We start from the raw sequence: 22,285 nt of genomic DNA on the forward strand, positions 1-22,285 counted from the left end.
CCCGCCCGCTCAGCCCCCGAGCGGCGTCAGCCAGGTCAACTGCGACCCGTCCTCGACGATCAACGGCCCGAGTCGGGCATTGAACTCGGCCCCGTACTCGGCCCCGATGTGCGCCGCGAAGGCCTCCTCGTCGCGATACACCTCGTAGACGAAGAACCGCGACGGCTGCGACGTCACCTGCGCCGGGGCGAACTCGAGGCAGCCGGGCTCGGCCCGCACCTGCACGGCGAGGTCGGCCAGCAGCGCGGCCACGGTCCCCTCTTCGCCAGGGAGCGCCGTGAACTCGGCGTAGAGCACCTTCATGCCGTCGCCGCTCCCGTCATGATCGCCACCGCATCCGTCATCGAGTGCGACTGCGGCGTGATCGTCGCGGCCCGCTTGCCGAGGCGCTGGATGTGGATGCGGTCGGCGACGTCGAACACGTGCGGCATGTTGTGACTGATCAGGATGACCGGCACACCGCGGTCGCGCAGGTTGCGGATGAGTTCGAGCACCTGGTTCGACTCCCGCACCCCGAGCGCGGCCGTGGGCTCGTCGAGCACGACGACCTTCGACCCGAACGCGGCGGCGCGGGCCACGGCGACCGCCTGACGCTGACCGCCGGAGAGGTTCTCGACCGGCACGGTCACGTCTTGCAGCGTCGAGATGCCGAGGGTGGTGAGTTCGTCCTTCGCCGCCTTCCTCATGCCGTTGGTGTCCAGCATCCGGAACACGGAGCCCAGGATGCCGGGCCGCCGCTTCTCGCGACCGAGGTAGAGGTTCGAGGCCACGTCCAGCGCGGGCGAGACCGCGAGGTTCTGGTAGACCGTCTCGATGCCGGCGCCCCGTGCATCCTGAGGCCGCTTGAACGACACCGGCTTGCCGTCGAGGAACAGTTCGCCCTCGTCGGGGATCTCGGCCCCGGTCAGGCACTTGATCAGCGTCGACTTGCCGGCGCCGTTGTCGCCGATGATCGCGAGCACCTCGCCGGGGTAGAGCTCGAGGCTCACCCCGTCGAGGCCGACCACGCGGCCGAAGGTCTTCACGAGGCGCTTGGCCTGCAGCACCGGCGTGCGGGTCGGGGCTTCGGGGATGGTGCTGTCGGTGAGAGTCACTTGCGTACCTTTCGGATCCACTGGTCGACCGAGACGGCCACGATGATCAGGATGCCGACGGCCAGGGTCTGGTAGAGCACGTCGAGCCCGGCGAGCGAGAGTCCGTTTCGGAAGACTCCCACGATCAGGGCGCCGAGCAGCGTGCCCCACACCGTGCCGCGGCCGCCGAAGAGGCTGGTGCCGCCGATCACGACGGCGGTGATGGAGTCGAGGTTGAGGTCGGCTCCGGCGTTCGGGCTCGCCGCGTTGCTGCGGCCGATCTGGATCCAGGCGCCGATCGCGAGGATGGCGCCGGCCGCGAGGTAGACGCTCAGCAGCACGCGGTTCACGCTGATGCCGGCCAGGCGCGCGGCCTCCTTGTCGTCGCCGACGGCGTAGACGTGGCGGCCCCAGGCGGTCTTGCCCAGGATGAACGCGACGATCACGTAGAGCACGAGCATGATCACGACGCCGAAGCTCACCCGCACCCCGAAGAGGTCGAAGGTCTGCCCGGTCCACGGCAGGAGGCTCGGCATGTCCGAGCCGCGCACGGTCGAGCCGCTCGAGTACAGCAGCGTGAGCGCCACGAAGATGTTGAGCGTGCCGAGCGTCACGATGAACGGCGGCAGCTTGAGCCGCGTCACGAGCAGGCCGTTGAACAGGCCGGCGGCGAGGCCGACGACGAGCCCCAGCACGAGCGCCAGCACGGCCGGCACCCCGTTCGAGGTGGCGGTCTGGGCGATCACCATCGAGGCGAGCACCATCACGGCTCCGACCGAGAGGTCGATGCCGGCGGTCAGGATGATCAGGGTCTGGGCCACGGCCAGGGTTCCGACCACGGCGACCTGCTGGGTGATCAGCGAGAGGTTCGCGGGGGCGAGGAAGCGGTCGTTCAGGATGCCGAAGACGATGATGGCGACGACCAGCACCACGGCCGGGCTGACGGCCGGGTAGCGGTGCAGCACACCGCGGACGCGGTCGAGCGGGGTGCGGCGGTCGAGGAATTCGGACGCGAGGTCGAGCGAGGAGGTCGGCGGCGTCGGGGCCGGTGTCGTGGTGCTCACGGGAGCCTTTCTGAGGAAGGGGGAGGCGGGAGGGGGCCGGAGGGCGCGATCACGCGCCCTCCGGCCGGGGGTCACTCACCCCAGCAGATGTCGGTCGCCGCCTGGGAGGTGATGCTGTCCAGGCCCGTGACGGGGGTGTCGGTCACCAGCTGCGAGCCGGTGTCGTAGAAGTCGAGGCCGGCGCTCGTCTCGGGCTTCGTGCCGTCGGTGGCGAGCTTCGCGATCGCCTCGACGCCGAGCTCGGCCATCTTGACCGGGTACTGCTGGGCGGTGGCGCCGATGACGCCCTCCGAGACGTTCTTGACGCCGGCGCAGCCGCCGTCGATCGAGACCAGGAGCACGTCCTTCTCCTTGCCCGCGGCCTGGAGGGCCTGGTAGGCGCCGTAGGCCGCCGGCTCGTTGATCGTGTAGACGACGTTGATGTCGGAGTTCTTCGACAGCAGGGTCTCCATCGCGGTGCGGCCGCCGTCCTCGGCGCCGTTGGTGGCCTCGTTGCCGACGATCTCGTAGTCGCCGTCGCTGTACTTGCCGGTCGCCGCCTCGTCGCCGTTCTTCTCGGGGTCGGCCGTGTCGATGCCGAGTCCGGTGAGGAAGCCCTGGTCGCGGTTGTAGTCGACCGAGACGACCTTGTCGTCGAAGAGGTCGAGCAGGGCGATGGTCGCCTTCTTGCCGCCCAGTTGCGCCGCGGTCCACTTGCCGATCGACTCGCCGGCGGTGAAGTTGTCGGTGGCGAAGGTGATGTCGACCGCGTCGGCCGGGTCGGGCGCGGTGTCGAGGGCGATCACGTACAGCCCCGCATCCCGGGCCTTCTGGATCGCGTCGACCACCGAGGGGCCGTTCGGCGTGATCAGGATGCCCTTGTCGCCTTTCGAGATGGCGTTCTCGATGGCCTGGATCTGGGTGTCCTCATCGCCGTCCTCCTTGCCCGCGGCGAGGGTGAGGTTGACGCCGGCCTTGTCGGCGGCCGCCTTCGCGCCGTCCTCCATGGCCACGAAGAACGGGTTCGAGGTCGTCTTGACGATGAGCGTCACGCCTACGTCTCCACCCGAGGCGGAGTCGGTGCTGCCGCCGCTGCTGCTGCCGCTCGAACAGGCGGCGAGACCCACGGACGAGACGAGGGCGATGGCGGCCAGGCTACCCAGCCGGGCGGTCGTCGATGTGCGATTCTTCATTGAAGTCCTCTTCTGCAATCGGGAGACCTGTCGTCTCCGACAACGATGTCAGTGTCTAGGTATAGACGGCGGCGGCCGATAGAGTCAAGCCTGAAAAAAGATCGGGGTATGCGTTATGACATCGTTATCGGGATCCGGGATGCCCCGGAAGCGTCCGACCATGAAGAACGTGGCCGACCTCGCCGGGGTGGGCGTCAAGACGGTCTCCCGCGTGATCAACCAGGAGCGCCACGTCTCGGCCGACACGATCGCGCGGGTCATGCAGGCCGCCGAGCAGCTGCAGTACCAGCCCGACGTGCAGGCCGGCAACCTGCGCCGGGCCGACCGGCGCACCGACACCCTGGGCCTCCTGGTCGGCAGCGTGGCCAACCCGTTCTCGGCCGCCGTGCACCGGGCCGTCGAGGATGCGGCCGTGCATCGACACGTGGCCGTGTTCGCCTCGAGTCTCGACGACGACCCCGAGCGCGAGCGGGCCTCGGTCGAGGCCTTCCTGCGGCGTCGCGTCGACGGCCTGATCCTCACCACGATCCAGCCCAGCCAGGCCTATCTCGGGCCCCAGCTCGACCAGGGGATGCCGGTCGTCTTCGTCGACCGGAGGCCGAACGGCTTGGTCGCCGACACGGTTCTGACCGACAATCTCGAGGGTGCGGCGCGGGCGACGAGCCATTTGCTGGGCGCCGGGCACCGCCGGATCGCCTTCCTCGGCGACAGCGAGCACATCTACACCGCCAAGGAGCGCAAGCGCGGCTACCTCGAGGCCCTGAGGCTCGGGGGAGTCGCCCCCGACGACCGGCTGGTGATCGAGAACCTGGGCGAGGAGGTTCAGGCCGAGGTCGCCGTCGACCGGCTCCTCGCTCTGGAGGACCCGCCCACCGCGATCTTCAGCGCCCAGAACCTGATCACGATCGGGGCCATCACCGCGCTCCGGTCGCACGGCCTGTCGGACCGGGTGGCGCTGGTCGGATTCGACGACGTGCCGATGGCCTCACTGCTGTCGCCGGCGGTCACCGTGATCGCCCAGGACCCGTCGGCGATCGGCGCCATCGCGGCCCGTCAGATCTTCGCGCGCCTGGACGGCGACGCGGATCCGGCCCGGGATTTCATCGTGCCGACGCGTCTGATCGAGCGTGGATCGGGCGAGATCCGACCCGCGTAGCGATTTTCCGATCGCCGAGAAGTACCCCCTTGAATTGTCCGGTGGACAGTCCGTAGCATCGCCGACATCCAGACCGACAACGATGTCACTCCCGTGACACGCGCATCGAAGGGCGTCCACGTGCACCACCAGAATCCCCATCCGCATCCCCGTCGCCGGCGTACCGCGACGACGACCAGGGCGGCCGCCGTGGTCGTCGCCTCGGTGCTCACGGCCACCGGGCTGCTCGCCGCGGCACCCGCCTCGGCGAGCCCCGCATCCGATTCGGCGACCGCCGCATCCGCCTCGGCAGGCTCCGCATTCACCTCGGCGACCGCCGCATCCGCCGCCCCCGCACTCGCCGCAGACGTCGCGCCGCCGGCCGAGCCCTACCGCCCGTACCTCGGCTACAGCCCCGAGAAGAACTGGATGAACGACCCCAACGGCCTGGTCTACTACGAGGGCGTCTACCACCTCTTCTACCAGTACAACCCGTTCGGCACGATCTGGGGCAACATGAGCTGGGGGCACGCGACCAGCCCCGATCTCGTGCACTGGACCGAGCAGCCGCTGGCCATCCCGCAGGACCCCGACGCCGACATCTTCTCGGGCTCGATCGTGGTCGACCACGACAACACCTCCGGGTTCGGCACCGCCGAGAACCCGCCGCTCGTGGCGATGTACACCTCGGCCTACAAGACGGGCAAGCAGGCCCAGTCGCTGGCCTACAGCACCGACGCCGGGCAGACCTGGACCAAGTACTCCGGCAACCCGGTGCTCGACCGCGACTCGAACAACTTCCGTGACCCGCACATGTTCTGGTACGACGGCGGCACGCCCGAGACCTCGTACTGGGTGGTCGTGACCGTCGAGGCCACCGAGCACCGCGTGCTGCTGTACCGTTCCGACGACCTGAAGAGCTGGACCTACCTCAGCGACTTCGGCCCGGCCAACGCCACCGGTGGCGTGTGGGAGTGCCCCGACCTGTTCCCGCTGCCGGTCGACGGCGACCCCGCGAAGACCAAGTGGGTGATGGTCGTGAACCTCAACCCCGGCGGTGTCTCCGGTGGCTCGGGCGGCCAGTACTTCGTGGGCGACTTCGACGGCACCACCTTCACCTCGGACACCACCCGCTCGGACGACTCGGTTCCCCCGGGGCAGCTCTTCGCCGGCTTCGACGACGGCAGCTACGACGGCTGGACCGTGGCCAACGAACCCGGCAATTGGAAGAACGGGCCCTTCGGCGCCGCACCCGCCGCAGGCGCGATCGACGGTCAGCAGACGGTCACCGGCATGGTCGGCGGAGGCCTGATCAACGGCTTCAACGACGGCGACTGGCCGATCGGAACGATGACCTCGCCCGACTTCACGGTCTCGTCGCGCACCATCAACTTCCTCGCGGGCGGCGGCAACCACCCGCACATCGAGGGCGGTCAGCTCGGCAACGAGGCGCCCGCCGGCAGCGAACTGCTCTTCGACGGCTTCGAGTACCCGGGAACCGAGAGCCTCGCCGACCACGGCTGGACCCTGACGGGAGACTTCACGGCGGCCCGCAACCCCTCCACCAACGGTGGGGACTATGCGATCGGCGCCAAGCGGATCAACACCTGGGAGGGCGGGCCGAACGGCGACGACAACACCGGCACGCTGACCTCGGGCGCCTTCACGATCGACAAGGACTACGTCAGCATGCTCGTCGGCGGCGGCAAGCGCGACGCCGCGAGCGGCCAGACCCTCCAGGTCGAGCTCGTCGTCGACGGTGCCGTGGTCGACACCGCCTCGGGCGAGAACGACGGGGCGCTGAACTGGAAGAGCTGGGACGTCTCGGCCTACCGGGGCAAGCAGGCGAGCATCCGGGTGAACGATCAGGCGACCGGTGGCTGGGGGCACATGACCCTCGACAACGTCGTGCTGGCCGACACCCCGGCCCTCGTGCGCAGCAGCGAGACGACGGTGAACCTCGTCGTCGACGGGCAGGTCGTGCGCAGCACCACCGGCAACAACAGCGAGGCCCTCGACTGGAACTCCTGGGACGTGTCGGAGTTCGCCGGTCGCACCGCGCACATCACGGTCGTCGACAACAATCGGGCCCGCTGGGGTCACATCCTCGCCGACCAGTTCGTGTTCTCGGACGAGCCGGCCACGCCGCGTATCCGGTCGTACGACTGGCTCGACTGGGGCCGCGACTACTACGCCGGGGTGACCTACGACAACGCCCCCGACGGCAAGCGGATCATGGTGGCCTGGCTGAACAACTGGGACTACGCCAACCAGATCCCCACCGGGCAGTGGCGGAGCGCGATGGCGCTGCCGCGGGAGCTCTCGCTGAAGACCGTCGACGGGTCGCCGAAGCTGGTCAGCGAGGTCGTCGACCAGGTCGACGGCCTGTCGAAGCCCTTCGCCGCGGTCACCGTGCCCGCGGGCCCGGTCGCCGAGGGGGAGACCGCGCTGCCCGTCGGTGACGTGGGCGCCGTCTACCGGGTGGATGCCGTGCTGAAGCCGGGCACCGCCTCGCGCGTCGGGCTCACGCTGCGCACGTCGGCGGACGGCACGCAGGGCACCCCGCTCGTCTACGACACCGCATCCGGAATGCTCGATCTCGATCGCACCGCCTCGGGAGACGTCTCGTTCAACCCGAGCTTCGCCTCGGTGGAGTCGGCGCCGGTGGCGCTGGACGCCGACGGGAGCCTGAGGCTCGAGGTCTACGTCGACAACGCCTCGGTGCAGGCCTTCGCGCAGGGCGGGACGACGACGATCAGCGACCAGATCTACCCGGATCCGTCGTCGACCGGCATCTCGCTGGTCTCGACCGGCGGCTCGGCCGAGATCGAGAGCCTGACCGTCACCCCGCTGTACGGCGGGATGTACGACCCTCAGCGCGTGCTCACGGCTCCGGGGGCGCCCGGTGGCGTCTCGGCGGAGTCGACCGAGGCGGGCACGGCGTCGGTCAGCTGGTCGGCGCCGGTGGATGACGGCGGGTCGCCGGTGACGGGCTACACCGTGCGTGCCGTCGGCGGTGCGCAGGACGGTTCGGTGCTCTGCCGCACCACGGCGACCTCGTGCGTCGTCACCGGTCTGGCGGCCGGTTCGACCCTCGCGTTCACCGTCGTCGCGTCGAACGTCGTCGGTGACGGGCCGGTCTCGTCGCCGAGCGCCACGGTCGTCATCGCGGGTCCGCCGGTGAGCGGCGCGCCCACGCCGACGCCCACCTCCGGCCCGGCGGGCGACACGACCGCGGGCGCGGGAGGCTCGACCGGAGCGGCGGGCAACCTCGCTTCGACCGGCCAGAGCGGTATCGCGGGGGTCGCCGCCGCGGCGCTCGCACTGCTCGGCGGAGGGCTGGTGCTCCGACTGCGCCGCCGCGGGGCCCGGCCGCCCGTGTGACACCGGAGCGTCGCCACGGATGACATCCTCGGGGCCGGCGTCGATCGACGCCGGCCTCAGGACTCCGGAACCGGAGTGATCCCGTAGACGACGTGGTCGTCGAGGTACTGCCAGACGGTTCCGGTCTCGCTGAACCCGGCGCTGCGGAGCGCCTCGAGGTGGAACCCGAGGGTCACCTTCGGCGGCGCCTGGTGGAGCGACTCGCCCCAGACCGCCTCGCGTCGGCGGAGCGCATCCGCGTAACGAGGAGCATCGGCGACCGCGGACCACCACTGGTCCCAGGTGTCGGCGCCGCCGGCGAAGGTCGCCTCCTGCATCGCGCTGTCGTCGTCGCGTGAGATCCGGGCGAGGGTCGCCGCCTGGTGCTCGTCGTACGCGAGGTGGTCGCCGTTCAGCAGGATGCCACCGGGACGGAGGAGGCCCGGGAGTGCCCGATAGACGTCGACGAGCTCGGCTGGCTGCAGCCAGTGCAGCGCGGTCGAGGAGATCACGGCGTCGAAGGGCTCCTCCCGGAGGACTGGATGCCCGGCCCAGCCGCCGGCCCCGAGATCGAGCTCGACGACCGAGAGGCGTGGGTCGGCCTCGGCGAGGTCCGCGGCGATCGCGAGCAGCGCCGGATCCTTGTCGGCGACGACGGCGCGACCGTGCGGCACCGCGCTCAGCACCCGGGCGGCGAGCGAGCCCGTGCCGCCGGCGAGGTCGAGGATGCGCGGCCGGTCGCGGTCTCCGCACACGGCGGCGACGACCCGCGCGATGGTGTCGGAACGTTCGGCCCGGTGGCGGATGTAGCCGGTCTGCTGGGCGTCCCAACGCGCCTGCAGCATCCGGGCGTCGGCGAGGGTGGTGGATTCGGTCATCGGTGCTCCTTCGTGAGCGGGGTGGTGGTGGGGATGCGTGACGAGGGCGGCCGGGTCGGCGGTCGTCGTACGTCGGGAGGGAGGGTGAAGTCCAGTCGCACCCGCCCGGACGGATCGGGCAGCCGGCGGCTGGCGACTTCGTAGACGGGGTCGAGGAGGTCGGGGCCGAGGAGATCGGCGGGTGCGCCGCATCCGGCGATGTGCCCCCGGTGGAGCACGACGAGGTGGTCGCACACCTCGGCGGCGAGTTCGAGGTCGTGCAGGACGACCACGACCGTCGGGGCGATCAGGCGCAGGAGCGCGACGATCTCGAGACGGTGCCGGATGTCGAGGTGGTTGGTGGGCTCATCCAGCAGCACGTGATCGGCTCCCTGATTGATCGCCCGAGCGAGGGCCACCCGCTGCAACTCGCCGCCGGAGAGGGTGGCGAGCGGATCGAGGGCGCGGTGGGAGAGCCCCACGGCCTCGACCGCCTCAGCGGTGCGGCGATCCCGCCGTGCGGCGCCGGAGCGGAGGACACCGTGCTCGGCGAGACCGCCCAGCGCGACCTCGTCGATCACGCGGAGGGCCGGGTCGGGCTCGAGGCGCTGGCCGACCTCCGCCATCCGCCGGGCGATCCATCGGCGTGACCGGGTGCGGATGTCGTGGCCGTCGACGCGGACGCGGCCCGTCGACAGCGGGACGGCGCGGACCAGCGTGCGCAGCAGCGTGGTCTTCCCGCTCCCGTTGGGCCCGACGATGCCCGTCACCGAGCCCGTCGGCACGGTGACGGAGACGTCCTCGAGCAGGACGCGGCCGTTCCGCCGGACGGTCACGGCATCCGCCTGGATCATCCGAGACCGCTGAGCAGTCCGGCGAGCCTCTCGGGCCCCTTCACCGAGAGGATGCTCGGCGGGTCCGTGTAGGGGAACTCGAGTGCGACCACGCGGCCGTTCCGCACCGCGGAGAGCCCGGAGACGCCGGGCGCGCTGAGGAACGCGTCGATCGTGTCCTGCGGGTCGCCGCTGGAGTAGAGAAGTACGACGGTGGCGGGATCCCGGGAGATGACGTCCTCGACGTTGGCGTCGAAGACCCGCTCGCCGGAGTCGCCGTAGACGTTGGTCAGCCCGGCTGCCGCGAAGACCGGGGTCACCATGCTCGGGCCGCCGTACGGCGAGAGCACGCTCCCCCCGGACGAGACGTACAGGGCGGCGGCGGTGCCGGCATCCGGGGCGGGTGCGCTGACGGTCGCCTCGGCCTCCGCCACGACCCGTTCGGCTGCATCGCTCTCGCCCAGCACCGTCCCGAGGGAGCGGAGCTCCGTCCAGACGCGGTCGAAGGTGGCGGTCTCGCTGAGCTCGGGACCGGGGTCGCTGCAGTAGGCGGTGGGCGAGTACACGGCGATGCCGCTCGCGGCGAGCGCCTCGCGGTCGACGGCGTTCTCCGGCGCGATCACCAGGTCGGGCTCGGCGCCGAGGATGCTCTCCTGCGACACCACGGAGCCTCCGGTCGCGTTCGTGTCGGTCGAGAGCGGCGAGAGCTGCTGGAGCGAGCGGTAGGTCGCGTCGTCGTAGAGGCCGGGCTGGAGGGGAGAGGTGACCGCGACGATCCGGTCGACCGCGCCCAGCGCCTCGAGGTTGGGCAGTTCGTCGTTGTTCACCAGCACGATCCGCTCCGCGGGGCCGGAGAGCGTCACCTCCGTGCCGCAGTTGTCGATCGTGACGGGGAAGGAGGCGGCGGCCGAACCGGATCCGCTGCCGGCGTCCGGGCCGGTCGCTGAGGTGCACGCGGTCAGTGCGGCCAGCGCGAGTGCCGAGACGGCCAGTGCCGCCGGGGCGGTCAGGCGGGAGGGGGGTCTTCTCATGGGTCTTCTCTCTAGTCGGGGTTCGGGCTTGTCGGGGCGTTCGGGTTAGCCGGGGAGTTCGGGCTTGTCGGGAGGTTCGGGACGGGTCAGTGGTGCGGGGGCCGGCGCACGGAGCTCTGCCGCGGCTGGACCGGGATCACGACCGCGAGGCCGCGTCGTGACGGAGGAGGACGAGGAGGAACGGGGCGCCGACGACCCCGGTGATCACACCGACCGGGATCTCCTGGGGAGCGAAGGCGGTGCGGGCCACCGTGTCGGAGGCGAGCAGCAGGATGGCGCCGAGGAGTGCCGACACCGGCAGCACCGCGCGATGACGGCCTCCCACCAGTCGGCGGGCGAGGTGGGGCACGACCAGGCCGACGAAGCCCACTCCGCCGACCGCGGCGACCGTCACGCCGACCATCGCCGACACGCCGACCATCAGTCCGATCCGGGTGCGCTCGGGGTCCATCCCGGCCGATCGGGCCGAGTCGTCGCCGGAGGCCAGGGCGTCGGTGAGGGGCGCGAGGACGATCAGGGCGCCGATCCCGATCACGCCGGCCACGGCGGCCGCGGCCAGGGCGAGGGGCTGCACCGAGGCGAGCGAGCCGAGGAGCCAGAACAGCACCGAACGGGCGGCCTCGGGGGAGTCGCTGGAGAACACCAGGAAGCTGGTCGCCGCGTTCAGGGCGTAGCCCACGGCGAGTCCCGCGAGCACCAGCCGGAACGGACCCCGGCGGTGCGCGACGCCGGCGAGGAGCAGAACGAGCAGCACCGCGCCGATGGCGCCCGCCAGGGCCGCGCCGGAGAACAGGAGCGCTCCGCCTCCGCCCGCCGCCAGCACCACGAGGGCGACGCCGGTGGAGGCGCCCGAGTTGAGCCCGAGCAGGTACGGGTCGGCGAGGGTGTTGCGGACCAGCGCCTGGAGCATCGCCCCTGCCACCGCGAGCACGGCGCCGGCGACGAGGGCCATCGCCACGCGCGGAGCCCTCGTCGCCCATACGATCTGCTCCGCCGACTCGGACCAGTCGCCGTGGCCGGTGCCGAGGATCCGGTCGCCCAGCACTCCGGCCACCGTGGCCGGGGCGATCGGGACGGGCCCGATGGCGAGCGCGGCGAGTGTCGCCGCGCCCGCCGCCGCCAGCAGGACCGCCACGACGACCCGTGCGCGGCGCCGGGTCCTCCGGATCGACCCGACGAGGTCGGCGGTCACCCCTGACGGGCCTTGAAACGGGGGTTGAGCTTGTTGATCACGAACACGCGGCCACGGCGCCGCACGACCTGCGACCCCGGCATCTTCTTCATCGACTTCAGTGAGTTCCTGACCTTCATGAGAGGCTCCTAGCTGTTGTTGAGAACGATTCTCAAGTACAGTAGCGCACCATGACGACCACACTCACCAGCGATCCGACGCCCGACGCGGCAGGTCGCGTTGCACGTCACGTCCCGCTCGGCACCGCTCCCGAAGCCGGCGCGGAGGTGACCGTGAGCGGCGGGTCGACGTAGCCCGCCTGCGCGAGTGCGGCGTCGAGCTCGGCGCGGTAGGCGCCCGGGTCGCGACCGTCGAGCACCTCGATCGCGCCGTAGACGGCGGCCGCCCGCACCTCGAACTTCTCCTTCACTTTCACACCGGGATCGGCCAGCACCTCCAGCCACAGCTCCACGGCCGCGTAGTACCGCTCGGCCCGGGCCGGGTCGTAGCCCTGCCACTCGAGGGTTCCCGACCCCGGGCCCGAGCCCGATCCCGCGGCGGCGTCGTGCTGCAGGATCATCCGGATCGGCATCGCCCCGAGGGGCGACTCCGCGACGACAGGCAGCGCCGCCTCGATGAAGGCGCGGGTCTCGGCGGCGGACCTGTCGTCGAGTCGGGCCTCCACCGTGATTCCGTCGAAGCTGCCCCGCGCGTCCACGTCGCCCACGGGCGGCTCGATGTCGCGCAGCTTCTCGGCGACCGCGTCCCCGACCGCGTGCGAGCGGTCGTCGGGCGAGTCGTAGCGCTCCGTGCATCCGGTGAGCAGCAGCACGGCCACGGCGGCGACCGCCACCAGCCGCCGCCTCACGGCGCCACTCCGTACAGCGCCACCGGAGCATCGTCGTCACCGGTGCTGACGGTCACGCTGACCGAAGGCTGGAGCACACCCGCTGCGGAGAGGATCGCCAGGATCTCGGCGGACTGCTCGGGGGTGACGCCGGCGGCGTCGGCCGCCGTCAGCCGCACCGCGGTCGAATCGGGATCGAACCGTGCCCCCGACTTTTGGAGGTAGGGCAGTGCGCGGATCTCGTCGAGGGCATCGCCCCAGCCCTCGGGCAGAGCGGGTCGGCCCGACCGGTTCGTCACCAGCATGGTGTCGACCAGCGCCTCGGTCTGCAGCCCCGTGAACGAGTCCACGTCGTCGCCGAGCGCGACCACCATCGCGTCGAACGCCTCGCTCACCGTGGGGCCGGGCGCGCCCGGCTCGCCGGAATGCACGTTAAGCACCCCGTCGCCCGGTTCGTCGAACACGTTGTACCTGACCTCCGTGAATCCCTCGTCGAGCAGGCCCGCCCAGATGCGGGCGTCCCGCGCGAACCGCTCCTGGTCGTCGTAGGCGGTGGTGAACTCGGTCGTCACCGTCGCATCGCCCGGGTAGACCGCGACGGCGTCGATCTCCTTCGGCCGGTTCTCCCCGAGCCCGGTCAGGATGTCGCGAACGGCCAGCACGGTCGTCACGATCTCGTCCTCCGGAGCCGCCGGGTCGACCTGCACGTAGTAGTCGTAGGGTGCGACGAGGACACCGGGCACCTTCTCGACCTCGAGCATCGCGTCGTAGCGAGCGCGGTCGGACGCGTCGCCCGCATCCGCACAGCCGGCCAGCCCCAGCACCAGCGCGCCGGTCGCCAGCGCCCCGAACACCGGCTGGGCGGCGCCGGGCACCCCGGTCGTCCGTCTTCTCGTCCCTGGTCCACTCACGTCGTCCCCCGATCCGTCCGGTCGCACCGGAACACTGACCGAACCTATCGACGCCTGTCGGCAAGTGCGATGGGGAGTCCTCCCCATCGCCTAAGTCGGGGGGCCGCTCAGGGCTCCACCGGGGCGTGCCGCTCCAGGAACTCGAAGACCTCGGTGGTGTCGACGCCGGTGAACCCCGACGTCGGCATCGCCGCGTGCAGCGACGAGTTCAGCCGCGCCGACGGATAGGCGTGCCCCGACCAGCGCGCGGCGAGCCCGGTCGGCGGGCGTCGGCAGCACGACTCGTCCGGGCATCCCGAGGCGAAGCGGTTCGCCGTGTCGCGCCCGCGGAACCACTTCGCGTGCGCGAACGAGGTGCCCACCGAGACCGAGAACTGCCCGCGCGACGAGGGCTGGATGCGCGAGGTGCACCAGTAGGTGCCCGCCGGTTTGTCGGTGTACTGGTGGTACGGGCTGAACCGGTCCTCCACGTCGAACACGCGGCGCGCGCTCCAGAAGCGGCACACCGTCTGTCCCTCGACCGCGCCCAGCGCATCGGTCGGGAACTGCACGCTGTCGTTCTCGTAGGCCTTCGAGATCGTGCCCGACTCGTGCACCTTCAGGAAGTGCACCGGGATGCCGAGGTGCTCGGTGGCGAGGTTCGTGAAGCGGTGCGCCGCCGTCTCGTAGCTGACGCCGAACGCGTCGCGCAGGTCTTCGACCGACAGCTCGCGTGCATCCTTCGCCGCCGAGAGGATGTCGACGGCCCCCTTCTCGGGGATGAGGAGGGCCGCCGCGAGATAGTTCGTCCGCACCCGCTGCTGCAGGAACTCGGCGTAGTCGGCCGGCTCGCCGAGCTGCAGCACGTGCGAGGCGAGCGCCTGCAGCACCACCGACCGCGGGTCCGCATCCGGCGACTGGCCCAGCGGCACGTAGATGCGGCCGTTGCGGAGGTCGGTGACCGAGCGGGTCGACCCGGGCAGATCGCCGACGTAGTGCAGCGTGAAGCCGAGGTGCGACGCCAGGTCGGAGGCCACCCGCTGGGAGAGCGGGCCGCCGGTGTGACCCACGGCCGCGTGCAAGCCTTTCGCGGTCTGCTCGAGATCGGCGAAGTAGTTGTGGCGCTCCCGCATCGCTCGACGCAGCGAGGTGTTCGCGCGGCGGGCCTCCTCGGGCGTGGCGGCGCGCTCGCCGTGGATGCGTTCGAGCTCGCGGTGCAGGCTCAGGATCGTCTCGATCGCGTCGTCGCTCAGCGACTTGCGCAGAGGCAGGGGCGGCAGGCCGAGCGAGGCGAACACGGGGCCGCGCTGCACCCGCTCGAGCGCGATCTCCAGGGCCGCGCGCCGCGAGGGCGCCTCGGCCGAGAGCAGGGTGTCGACCGGCACCTCGAACACCGTCGCGAAGCGCTGCAGCTCGCCGAGCTTGAGCTCGCGCTTGCCGTTCTCGATCACCGAGACCTGCGAGGCCGCGCGCCCGATCGCGCTGCCGAGGTCGTCGAGCGTCAGCCCGCGGTCGGTGCGCAGCTGGCGGATGCGCCTGCCGATGGTGAGAGCGTCGATCATTCCACCATCGTCATCCCGAAGCCCCAGCGCCGTCGCCATGCAGGACATGCTCTCACCTCCGGATCTTCGAGAAAACAGAAGAAGACGAGAAATTCTGCCGGGATTCCGGGTGAAGGCGGCCTTGAGGGCCCGGATAGTCGAACCCAAGCAGGAATTCGACCATCCGTCAGCAGGGAGCACCGAGATGACCACTCGACCGGGAGACCAGACCGAGACCGCCGCCGACCTCGAGCGGAGCTGGAAGACCGACGCCCGCTGGAACGGCATCCAGCGCGACTACACCGCCGCCGACGTCATCGCGCTGCGGGGGCGGGTCGCCGAGGACGCGACCCTCGCCCGCCGTGGCGCCGACCGTCTCTGGCAGTTGCTCCACACCGAGGAGTGGGTGCCGGCCCTCGGCGCCCTGACCGGCAACCAGGCCGTGCAGCAGGTGCGCGCCGGTCTCAAGGCGATCTACCTCTCGGGCTGGCAGGTCGCCGCCGACGCCAACCTCAGCGGCCAGACCTACCCCGACCAGAGCCTCTACCCGGCGAACTCGGTGCCGGCGGTCGTGCGCCGCATCAACAACGCGCTGCTGCGCGCCGACCAGATCGAGTTCGCCGAAAAGGTCGGGGCCGGCTCGGATCCGGCGACCGCGTCGGCGGATCCGAGAGCGCACGCCGGGCGGGGACCGGCGTCAGCCGGAGGGGCCGTGGACTGGCTCGCCCCCATCGTCGCGGATGCGGAGGCCGGCTTCGGCGGCCCGCTCAACGCCTACGAGCTGATGCGGTCGATGATCCAGGCCGGCGCGGCCGGCGTGCACTGGGAGGACCAGCTGGCCAGCGAGAAGAAGTGCGGGCACATGGGCGGCAAGGTGCTCATCCCGACCGGCCAGCACATCCGCACCCTGAACGCCGCCCGGCTCGCGGCCGACGTCGCCGGGGTTCCCACGATCGTCATCGCCCGCACCGACTCGCTCGCGGCCACCCTCATCACGAGCGACGTCGACGAGCGCGACCGGCCGTTCCTCGACGGCACCCGCACCCCGGAGGGCTTCTACGGCACCACCCCCGGACTCGACACCGTGATCGCCCGCGGCCTCGCCTACGCGCCCTACGCCGACCTGCTCTGGGTCGAGTCGGCCGAGCCGGACATCGAGCTAGCGCGCCGGTTCGCGGAGGCGGTTCATGCCGAGCACCCTGGCAAGCTGCTGGCCTACAACTGCTCCCCGAGCTTCAACTGGAAGGCGAAGCTGACGGATGCGCAGATCGCCACCTTCCAGAGCGACCTGGCCGCGATGGGCTACGTCTTCCAGTTCATCACCCTCGCGGGCTTCCATGCCCTGAACCACTCCATGTACACGCTCGCCCGCGGCTACGGCGAGCGTCACATGACCGCGTACGTCGAGCTGCAGGAGGCCGAATTCGCCTCCGAGGCCGACGGCTACACCGCCACGAGACACCAGCGTGAGGTGGGCACCGGCTACTTCGACCGGATCGCCACGGCCCTGAACCCGACGAGCGCCACCCTCGCGCTCGTCGGGTCGACCGAGTCCGAGCAGTTCCACTGAACCCCGGAAGGAAATCGACCATGACCAGCTCCACCGCCACGAAGATCACCGTCCACGCCGAGCTCGACGAGCGCTTCGACGAGATCCTCACCCCCGAGGCCCTCCGCTTCCTCACCCGCCTGCACGACCAGTTCGCGGGCCGGCGGCAGGAGCGGCTGAACGACCGGATGCTCAACCGCAAGGCCGTCGAGAACGGCCGCGACCTCCGCTTCCTCCCCGAGACCGCTGCGGTCCGCGACGACCCGACCTGGCAGGTCGCCGGCGCCGGACCGGGCCTGGAGGACCGCCGGGTCGAGATCACCGGGCCCACCGATCCGAAGATGACGATCAACGCGCTCAACTCCGGCGCGAACGCCTGGCTCGCCGACCTCGAGGATGCGACGAGCCCCACCTGGACGAACGTGATCGGCGGCCAGCTGGCGCTCCACGACGCGATCCGCGGGCGGCTCTCGTTCACGAGCGAGGAGGGCCGGCAGTACCGCGTGACCGCGCCGGCCGAGCAGCAGCCGACGATCATTCTCCGCCCCCGCGGCTGGCACCTGGTCGAGAAGCACCTGCGGTACACCGACCGGGCCGGGTCGACCCGGGCCGCGAGCGCGAGCCTCGTCGACTTCGGGCTCTACCTCGTGCACAACGCCCGCGCCTTGATCGAGGCCGGCCGCGGACCGTACTTCTACCTGCCGAAGATCGAGAACCACCAGGAGGCCCGGCTCTGGGACGACGTCTTCACCTTCTCCGAGAACGCCCTCCGCCTTCCGCACGGCACCATCCGCGCGACCGTGCTGATCGAGACGATCACGGCCGCGTACGAGATGGACGAGATCCTCTACGAACTCCGCGACCACGCCGCGGGGCTGAACGCGGGCCGGTGGGACTACGTCTTCAGCCTGATCAAGACCTTCCGTGAGCGCGGCGCCGGCTACCTGCTTCCGGACCGTGACCGCATCGCGATGACGCTGCCGTTCCTCCGGTCGTACACCGACCTCCTCGTCCAGACCTGCCACGAGCGGGGCGCATATGCCATCGGGGGCATGAGCGCCTTCATCCCGAACCGGCGCGACCCCGAGGCCACCGAGAGGGCGCTCGCGAAGGTCGCCGACGACAAGCGGCGCGAGGCCGGTGACGGGTTCGACGGCACCTGGGTCGCGCATCCTGATCTCATCCCGACCGCCCGGGCCGAGTTCGACGCGGTGCTGGGCGGCCGCCCGAACCAGCTCGAGCGGCTCCGACCCGAGGTCGAGGTCTCCGCGGCCGACCTCGCCGACCTCACCGGCGTCGACCGTACGGTGACGGATGCGGGAGTGCGGTCGAACGTGTCGGTCGCGCTCCGCTACCTCGAGAGCTGGCTGCGCGGCACCGGGGCCGCGGCGATCGACGGGCTGATGGAGGACGCGGCCACCGCCGAGATCACCCGCTCGCAGCTCTGGCAGTGGATCCACCTCGGCGTGGTCACGGAGGAGGGCACGAGGATCACCCGCGAGCACGTCGGCGAGGTGCTGCACGAGGTGCTGCTCGGGCTGCCCCACCGGTCGCTCGCCGACCGCTTCGACGAGGCCGAGGACGTGCTGCGGCGGGTCGCGCTGGAGGAGGAGTTCCCGACCTTCCTGACGATCCCGGCCTATGCCCACTACCTCGCCGACGACGTGAGCCGCCGCAGCCGGGCCCGCGAGGGGCTGGCCGCCTGACGGTCGGGCCCGCGAGGGGCTGGCCGCCTGACGGCCGGGCCCCAGGGGGGTCACCTTCGAGTGGGCCGACCGGGTCCGGGATCGCCATAATGGTCTCCATGGACCCGGTCGGAACCATCGTGTGGATCGTCTCGTTCGTGGCGGTCACCGTCGCCGTCTCCGGGCTCGCCGGTCGTGCCGGCATCTCGGCTCCGATCGTGCTGGTCGTCGTGGGCGCAGTGGTGTCGTTCATCCCGGGGGTCCCGCCGATCTCGGTGCAGCCCGACCTCATCCTCTTCGGCCTGCTGCCGCCCCTGCTCTACGCCGCGGCGATCCGCACCTCCTTCGCCGACGTCCGGGCCCGGCGCGACGGCATCCTGCTGCTCTCGGTGGGGCTCGTCGCCTTCACCGTGGTCTCGGTCGGGCTCACGGCGTGGCTGATCGTGCCCGCGATCTCGCTCGCCGCCGCCTTCGCCTTCGGCGCGGTCGTCGCGCCGACGGATGCGGTGGCGGTCACCGCGATCGCCGGCCGGCTGAAACTGCCCCGGCGGCTGGTGACGGTGCTCGAGGGCGAGAGCCTGCTGAACGACGCCACCGCCCTGGTGGCGCTGAACGCCGCGATCGCGGCCATCGTCGGGGCCTCCGACCCGGGTGCGGTGCCGCTGACCCCGTGGGACATCATCCTCGAGTTCTTCGTCGCGATCGTCGTGGGCGTCGGGTTCGGGTTCGTCGTCGGCTTCGTGCAGGCGATGATCCGGAAGCGCCTGCACTCGCCGGTGCTCGACACGAGCCTGTCGCTGATCACGCCCTTCGTGGCCTTCATCCCCGCGCAGCTGCTGCACGGCTCCGGCGTGCTGGCCGTCGTCGTGGCCGGCCTCTACCTCGGCTTCCGGGCCCCCGTCATCCAGACCGCCGAGGCGCGCATCGCCGAGTCGCTCAACTGGCGCACGATCCAGTTCCTGCTCGAGAACGCGGTGTTCCTGTTCATCGGGCTGAGTCTGTTCTCGATCCTGCAGAGCATCATGATCGGCGGCGAGAGCATCGGGCAGACCATCGTGATCTGCGTCGTCATCCTGCTCGCGATCTTCCTCTCCCGCTTCGCCTGGATGATGCTGACCACCTCGATCTACCGGTTCGGGCCGCAGTGGCTCCGCAACCGCGGCTGGAGCTGGCGCAACGGCATCGCGGTCTCCTTCGCCGGCATCCGCGGGGTCGTGACCCTCGCCGCGGTCTTCCTGCTGCCGGAGGAGACCCCGGGCCGGGCGTTCCTGCAGTTCCTCGCCTTCGTGGTCGTGGTGGGCACGCTGCTCGGCGGTGCGCTCCTGCCCTTCGTCATCCGCCGGCTGAAGCTGCCCCCGCCCGACTTCTCGCAGGAGCAGACCGAGGTGCACCTGCTGATGGCCGAGGCGCAGAACGTCGGGCTCGCCAAGCTCGAGAACGAGGTGACGGATGCGGTCGACCAGCGGGTCGTCGACCGGCTGCGGATCAACGCCCAGTTCTTGAGCGACGCGCTGGAGAACCCCGGACCGGAGGGCTCCGAACCCCCGTACAAGAGCTATGCGCGGTTGCGCCGCATCATGATCGCGGCCGAGCGCGAGGCCGTGCTCGCCGCGCGGGCGGAGGGCCGCTACCAGGAGCGCGCGGTCAAGTCCGTGCTCGCGAAGATCGACGTCGAAGAGACCGAGCTCAACCTGGGCCGGCCGCGGACGGAATAGCGCGGGGCGAGCGCCTCACCGCACCTGGCTGGTGGTGATCACCCTGGTCCAGGGGCCCGCCGGCACGTCGCCGTCGTCGACGAACCGCCACGACACCCCGGCCTGCTCGCCGTTCAGCTCCTCGAAGCCGAGGCAGCCGACGACCGCGGGCGAGACGTCCATGCCCGCTCCGCCGTACCGGGAGTTCAGCGGCCGGGCGTCGTCCGCGCCGAAGACGTACTCGGCGTCGTCGTACTCGCCCGGCCCCGCATCCTCGATCTGCGCGTAGCAGGTGGCGCCGGCGTAGCTGATCGCGACCCAGCGGTTCTTCAGGTAGCTGAAGCCGTTGTCGCCCTGATGCGAGACGTAGGGCTCCTCGCCGGCCCACGGCACGACGGTGTCGCGGCGGGCGAAGGCGCCGGCGTCGTTGATGTCGTCGAAGGGCAGGTCGAGGTAGAACGGGTTCTCCAGCGGGGTGATCCCGAGCGGGAAGTAGTCGTTCGCGGCCGTGCGGGGCTCGGTCTCGCATCCGCCGCCGGTGATCGTGCCGTCGCACCCGCCATAGTGCTCCTGCCAGAGCGAGTCGAAGGTCGAGAGCACCTGGCTGCCGTCGCTGGCGGAGGGATCGAAGATCTCGCCCACCCAGAAGGTGGTCGCGACGATGCCGGTGTGCTCGGGGTAGCGCCCGCCGGCGGGGGAGCCGGGCGAGGTCGTCGGCGTGTTGACGGTGCCCGAGCAGCCGGCGAGGCCGAAGCAGATCGGGAACGACGAACACGCGGCCAGCGCACCGCCCGCCAGCCCGAGCACGGCCGCGGCGGCGAGGCCCCGCCGGAGGGGGGACCGGCGGGGCTGTCCAGGGAGCGGCCGGCGTCGGGTCATCCGGCCGCTCCGGTCGAGGGGGGCACGAGGTCGTCCGTCGTGCCGTTCGGGGCATCCGTCCCGCTGTTCATGTGCACCTCGACCGGCCCGGACACCTTCGGTGCGACCGCCGGGGCGGGCAGTGCCGCCACCGTGGCCGCGGGCGCCCCGACCGAGTCGTAGAGCGAGTAGTCGTCGGTCTCGAGGGTGCCGTTGGCGAAGACGTTCAGGCCGAAGCTGATCCCGGTGTAACCGGCCGGGATGGCCGGGGTCGTGAACGCGGCCTCCGAGAACACCGGGTTCGCGGCGAACCAGGGACTCGAGGTCCAGTACTGCCAGACGCCCGCCGTCGTGCGCAGGTAGATCGCGAACTGGGTCGGCACGGTCGAGGTGTACCAGGCCCGCATCGAGTACGTGTGCCCGGTGACGACCGTCGGGGTGCAGGCGCCGAGGTCGAAGGCGGGCAGCAGCTTCGCGTCGCCGTCGACGTAGTTCGACACGGTGACGTAGCCGGCGACGTTCCCGGTGCGGGCCGGGGCTGTGGTGGTGATGACGGGGGTGTTCGAGCCGTAGCCGCCGGTCATCCAGCAGCTGGGCATCCCGTTCGCGCCCGCCGTCTCGAGGCCGGGGTTGACCACGGCGTTCACGCCGGGGCCGGCCGGTGCCGTCACGGGCCCGGCGACCGCGGGCTTGGCCGGGCCTCCGACGACCTGGCCGACCGTCTTCACCACCGTGTTGTTCGTCTGGGCTCTCGGGGCCAGCCAGGTGAGGAACTGGCCGAACACGGTCGGCGTGACGTTGAGGTCGCAGCCGGAGGCGCAGACGTTGTGGAAGGTGAACGGCACCCAGCCGCCTGTCTTCTCGGCGTTGGTGACCGAGGCCTTGAGGTCGGCCAGGGTCCAGGTGGTGTCGACCTGGTCGAGGGCTTTGAGGTAGTACGGCTTCGAGGGCGGGATCGACTCGGTGTATCCGCAGTCGGTGCAGCCGAAGCGGGTGCGGAGGTCGCCGAGCATCCGGGCGCTGTTGTACCCGCAGTTCTTGGCCGCGGTCTCGTTGGCGGGCACACTGCTGGCGAACGGGTAGGCGAAGCTCGTGACGGTGAAGCCCCAGCTCATCAGCGTGCTGCGGTCGTTGCAGATCTGGCGGCTGACCTCCGCGGCGGGGAGGGTCGCGAGGTCGGGGTGGTTCACGGTGTGCCCGCCGATCTCGTGCCCGGCCGCCTTGAGGGCGTCGAGGTTCGCGCGGGTGAAGTACCCGGAAGCCCCGACGAACCCGGAGACGATGTAGAAGGTGCCCTTCATCCCCTTGGCGTTCATCAGGTCGGCGGCCGCCTGTTGATTCGCGTTGCCGTCGTCGAAGGTGAGGCTGATCACGGTCTGGGGCTTGAGCGCGGCGGCCGGGGCGGCCGAGGCGGGCACCGTGCTCGAGAGCACGGGCCCGCTCAGGGCGGCGGTCGCGGTCAGCGCCGCCACCGCCACCCGGGCGAGGAGGGCACGGGGGGACATCGTCGTCCGGGTCATGT

General features: G+C 71.0%; 19 protein-coding genes. 5 read left to right on the forward strand and 14 right to left on the reverse strand.

Annotation, left to right across the window (positions count from 1 at the left end; all coding sequences use genetic code 11):
- Positions 1-9: 9 nt before the first annotated feature.
- The 4 genes from AC59HU_RS12115 to AC59HU_RS12130 form a co-directional block, all read right to left on the reverse strand.
- Entirely contained in the window at positions 10-303 is a 294-nt protein-coding gene (locus tag AC59HU_RS12115; RefSeq protein WP_497223684.1) for a putative quinol monooxygenase, read from the reverse strand.
- Complete coding sequence (locus AC59HU_RS12120; protein ID WP_497223685.1) at positions 300-1,094, reverse strand: ATP-binding cassette domain-containing protein; 795 nt, start codon at positions 1,092-1,094, stop codon at positions 300-302. The genes AC59HU_RS12115 and AC59HU_RS12120 overlap by 4 nt, the downstream gene beginning before the upstream one ends.
- Complete coding sequence (locus tag AC59HU_RS12125; RefSeq protein WP_497223686.1) at positions 1,091-2,137, reverse strand: ABC transporter permease; 1,047 nt, start codon at positions 2,135-2,137, stop codon at positions 1,091-1,093. Before AC59HU_RS12125 ends, AC59HU_RS12120 begins: the two co-directional genes overlap by 4 nt.
- Positions 2,138-2,208: 71 nt before the next feature.
- Complete coding sequence (locus tag AC59HU_RS12130; protein WP_497223687.1) at positions 2,209-3,309, reverse strand: substrate-binding domain-containing protein; 1,101 nt, start codon at positions 3,307-3,309, stop codon at positions 2,209-2,211.
- Positions 3,310-3,469: 160 nt separating this feature from the next.
- On the opposite strand from AC59HU_RS12130, the gene AC59HU_RS12135 reads away from it, so the two are divergent.
- On the forward strand, positions 3,470-4,465 hold the full coding sequence (locus AC59HU_RS12135) for a LacI family DNA-binding transcriptional regulator (protein ID WP_497223688.1): 996 nt from the start codon (positions 3,470-3,472) through the stop codon (positions 4,463-4,465).
- Positions 4,466-4,873: 408 nt separating this feature from the next.
- A complete protein-coding gene (locus tag AC59HU_RS12140; RefSeq protein WP_497223929.1) occupies positions 4,874-7,828 on the forward strand; it encodes a GH32 C-terminal domain-containing protein in 2,955 nt (984 codons plus the stop codon).
- A gap of 56 nt (positions 7,829-7,884) precedes the next feature.
- On the opposite strand, the gene AC59HU_RS12145 is transcribed toward AC59HU_RS12140, so the two are convergent.
- The 8 genes from AC59HU_RS12145 to AC59HU_RS12180 form a co-directional block, all read right to left on the reverse strand.
- Positions 7,885-8,685 carry a class I SAM-dependent methyltransferase gene (locus AC59HU_RS12145; RefSeq protein WP_497223689.1) on the reverse strand — a complete coding sequence of 267 codons (801 nt, stop codon included), beginning with the start codon at positions 8,683-8,685 and terminating at the stop codon, positions 7,885-7,887.
- A complete protein-coding gene (locus AC59HU_RS12150) occupies positions 8,682-9,500 on the reverse strand; it encodes an ABC transporter ATP-binding protein (RefSeq protein ID WP_497223690.1) in 819 nt (272 codons plus the stop codon). Before AC59HU_RS12150 ends, AC59HU_RS12145 begins: the two co-directional genes overlap by 4 nt.
- 14 nt (positions 9,501-9,514) lie before the next feature.
- Positions 9,515-10,528 (reverse strand): ABC transporter substrate-binding protein, encoded by a 1,014-nt coding sequence (locus AC59HU_RS12155; RefSeq protein WP_497223691.1) that lies wholly within the window; start codon positions 10,526-10,528, stop codon positions 9,515-9,517.
- Positions 10,529-10,664: 136 nt separating this feature from the next.
- Complete coding sequence (locus AC59HU_RS12160) at positions 10,665-11,720, reverse strand: FecCD family ABC transporter permease (protein ID WP_497223692.1); 1,056 nt, start codon at positions 11,718-11,720, stop codon at positions 10,665-10,667.
- A complete protein-coding gene (ykgO, locus tag AC59HU_RS12165) occupies positions 11,717-11,839 on the reverse strand; it encodes a type B 50S ribosomal protein L36 (protein ID WP_066043286.1) in 123 nt (40 codons plus the stop codon). Before ykgO ends, AC59HU_RS12160 begins: the two co-directional genes overlap by 4 nt.
- A 107-nt stretch (positions 11,840-11,946) precedes the next feature.
- Positions 11,947-12,567 (reverse strand): hypothetical protein, encoded by a 621-nt coding sequence (locus AC59HU_RS12170; protein ID WP_497223693.1) that lies wholly within the window; start codon positions 12,565-12,567, stop codon positions 11,947-11,949.
- Positions 12,564-13,421 (reverse strand): hypothetical protein, encoded by an 858-nt coding sequence (locus AC59HU_RS12175; RefSeq protein WP_497223694.1) that lies wholly within the window; start codon positions 13,419-13,421, stop codon positions 12,564-12,566. Before AC59HU_RS12175 ends, AC59HU_RS12170 begins: the two co-directional genes overlap by 4 nt.
- A 143-nt stretch (positions 13,422-13,564) precedes the next feature.
- Positions 13,565-14,998, reverse strand: coding sequence for a helix-turn-helix domain-containing protein (locus AC59HU_RS12180; RefSeq protein ID WP_497223695.1), 1,434 nt, complete (start codon positions 14,996-14,998; stop codon positions 13,565-13,567).
- A 184-nt stretch (positions 14,999-15,182) separates the two neighbouring features.
- Here AC59HU_RS12180 and aceA point away from each other — a divergent pair, with 184 nt between their 5' ends.
- The 3 genes from aceA (at position 15,183) to AC59HU_RS12195 (ending at position 19,926) form a co-directional block, all read left to right on the forward strand.
- On the forward strand, positions 15,183-16,547 hold the full coding sequence (gene aceA / locus AC59HU_RS12185) for an isocitrate lyase (protein WP_497223696.1): 1,365 nt from the start codon (positions 15,183-15,185) through the stop codon (positions 16,545-16,547).
- A gap of 20 nt (positions 16,548-16,567) precedes the next feature.
- Complete coding sequence (gene aceB / locus AC59HU_RS12190) at positions 16,568-18,232, forward strand: malate synthase A (RefSeq protein WP_497223697.1); 1,665 nt, start codon at positions 16,568-16,570, stop codon at positions 18,230-18,232.
- Between the two features lie 98 nt (positions 18,233-18,330).
- A complete protein-coding gene (locus tag AC59HU_RS12195) occupies positions 18,331-19,926 on the forward strand; it encodes a cation:proton antiporter (RefSeq protein ID WP_497223698.1) in 1,596 nt (531 codons plus the stop codon).
- 15 nt (positions 19,927-19,941) lie between these two features.
- On the opposite strand, the gene AC59HU_RS12200 is transcribed toward AC59HU_RS12195, so the two are convergent.
- Positions 19,942-20,784 (reverse strand): hypothetical protein, encoded by an 843-nt coding sequence (locus AC59HU_RS12200; RefSeq protein WP_497223699.1) that lies wholly within the window; start codon positions 20,782-20,784, stop codon positions 19,942-19,944.
- On the reverse strand, positions 20,781-22,283 hold the full coding sequence (locus AC59HU_RS12205) for a polysaccharide deacetylase family protein (RefSeq protein ID WP_497223700.1): 1,503 nt from the start codon (positions 22,281-22,283) through the stop codon (positions 20,781-20,783). Before AC59HU_RS12205 ends, AC59HU_RS12200 begins: the two co-directional genes overlap by 4 nt.
- Positions 22,284-22,285 lie beyond the last annotated feature (2 nt).

It is taken from the genome of Herbiconiux sp. 320_LB (assembly GCF_059691755.1).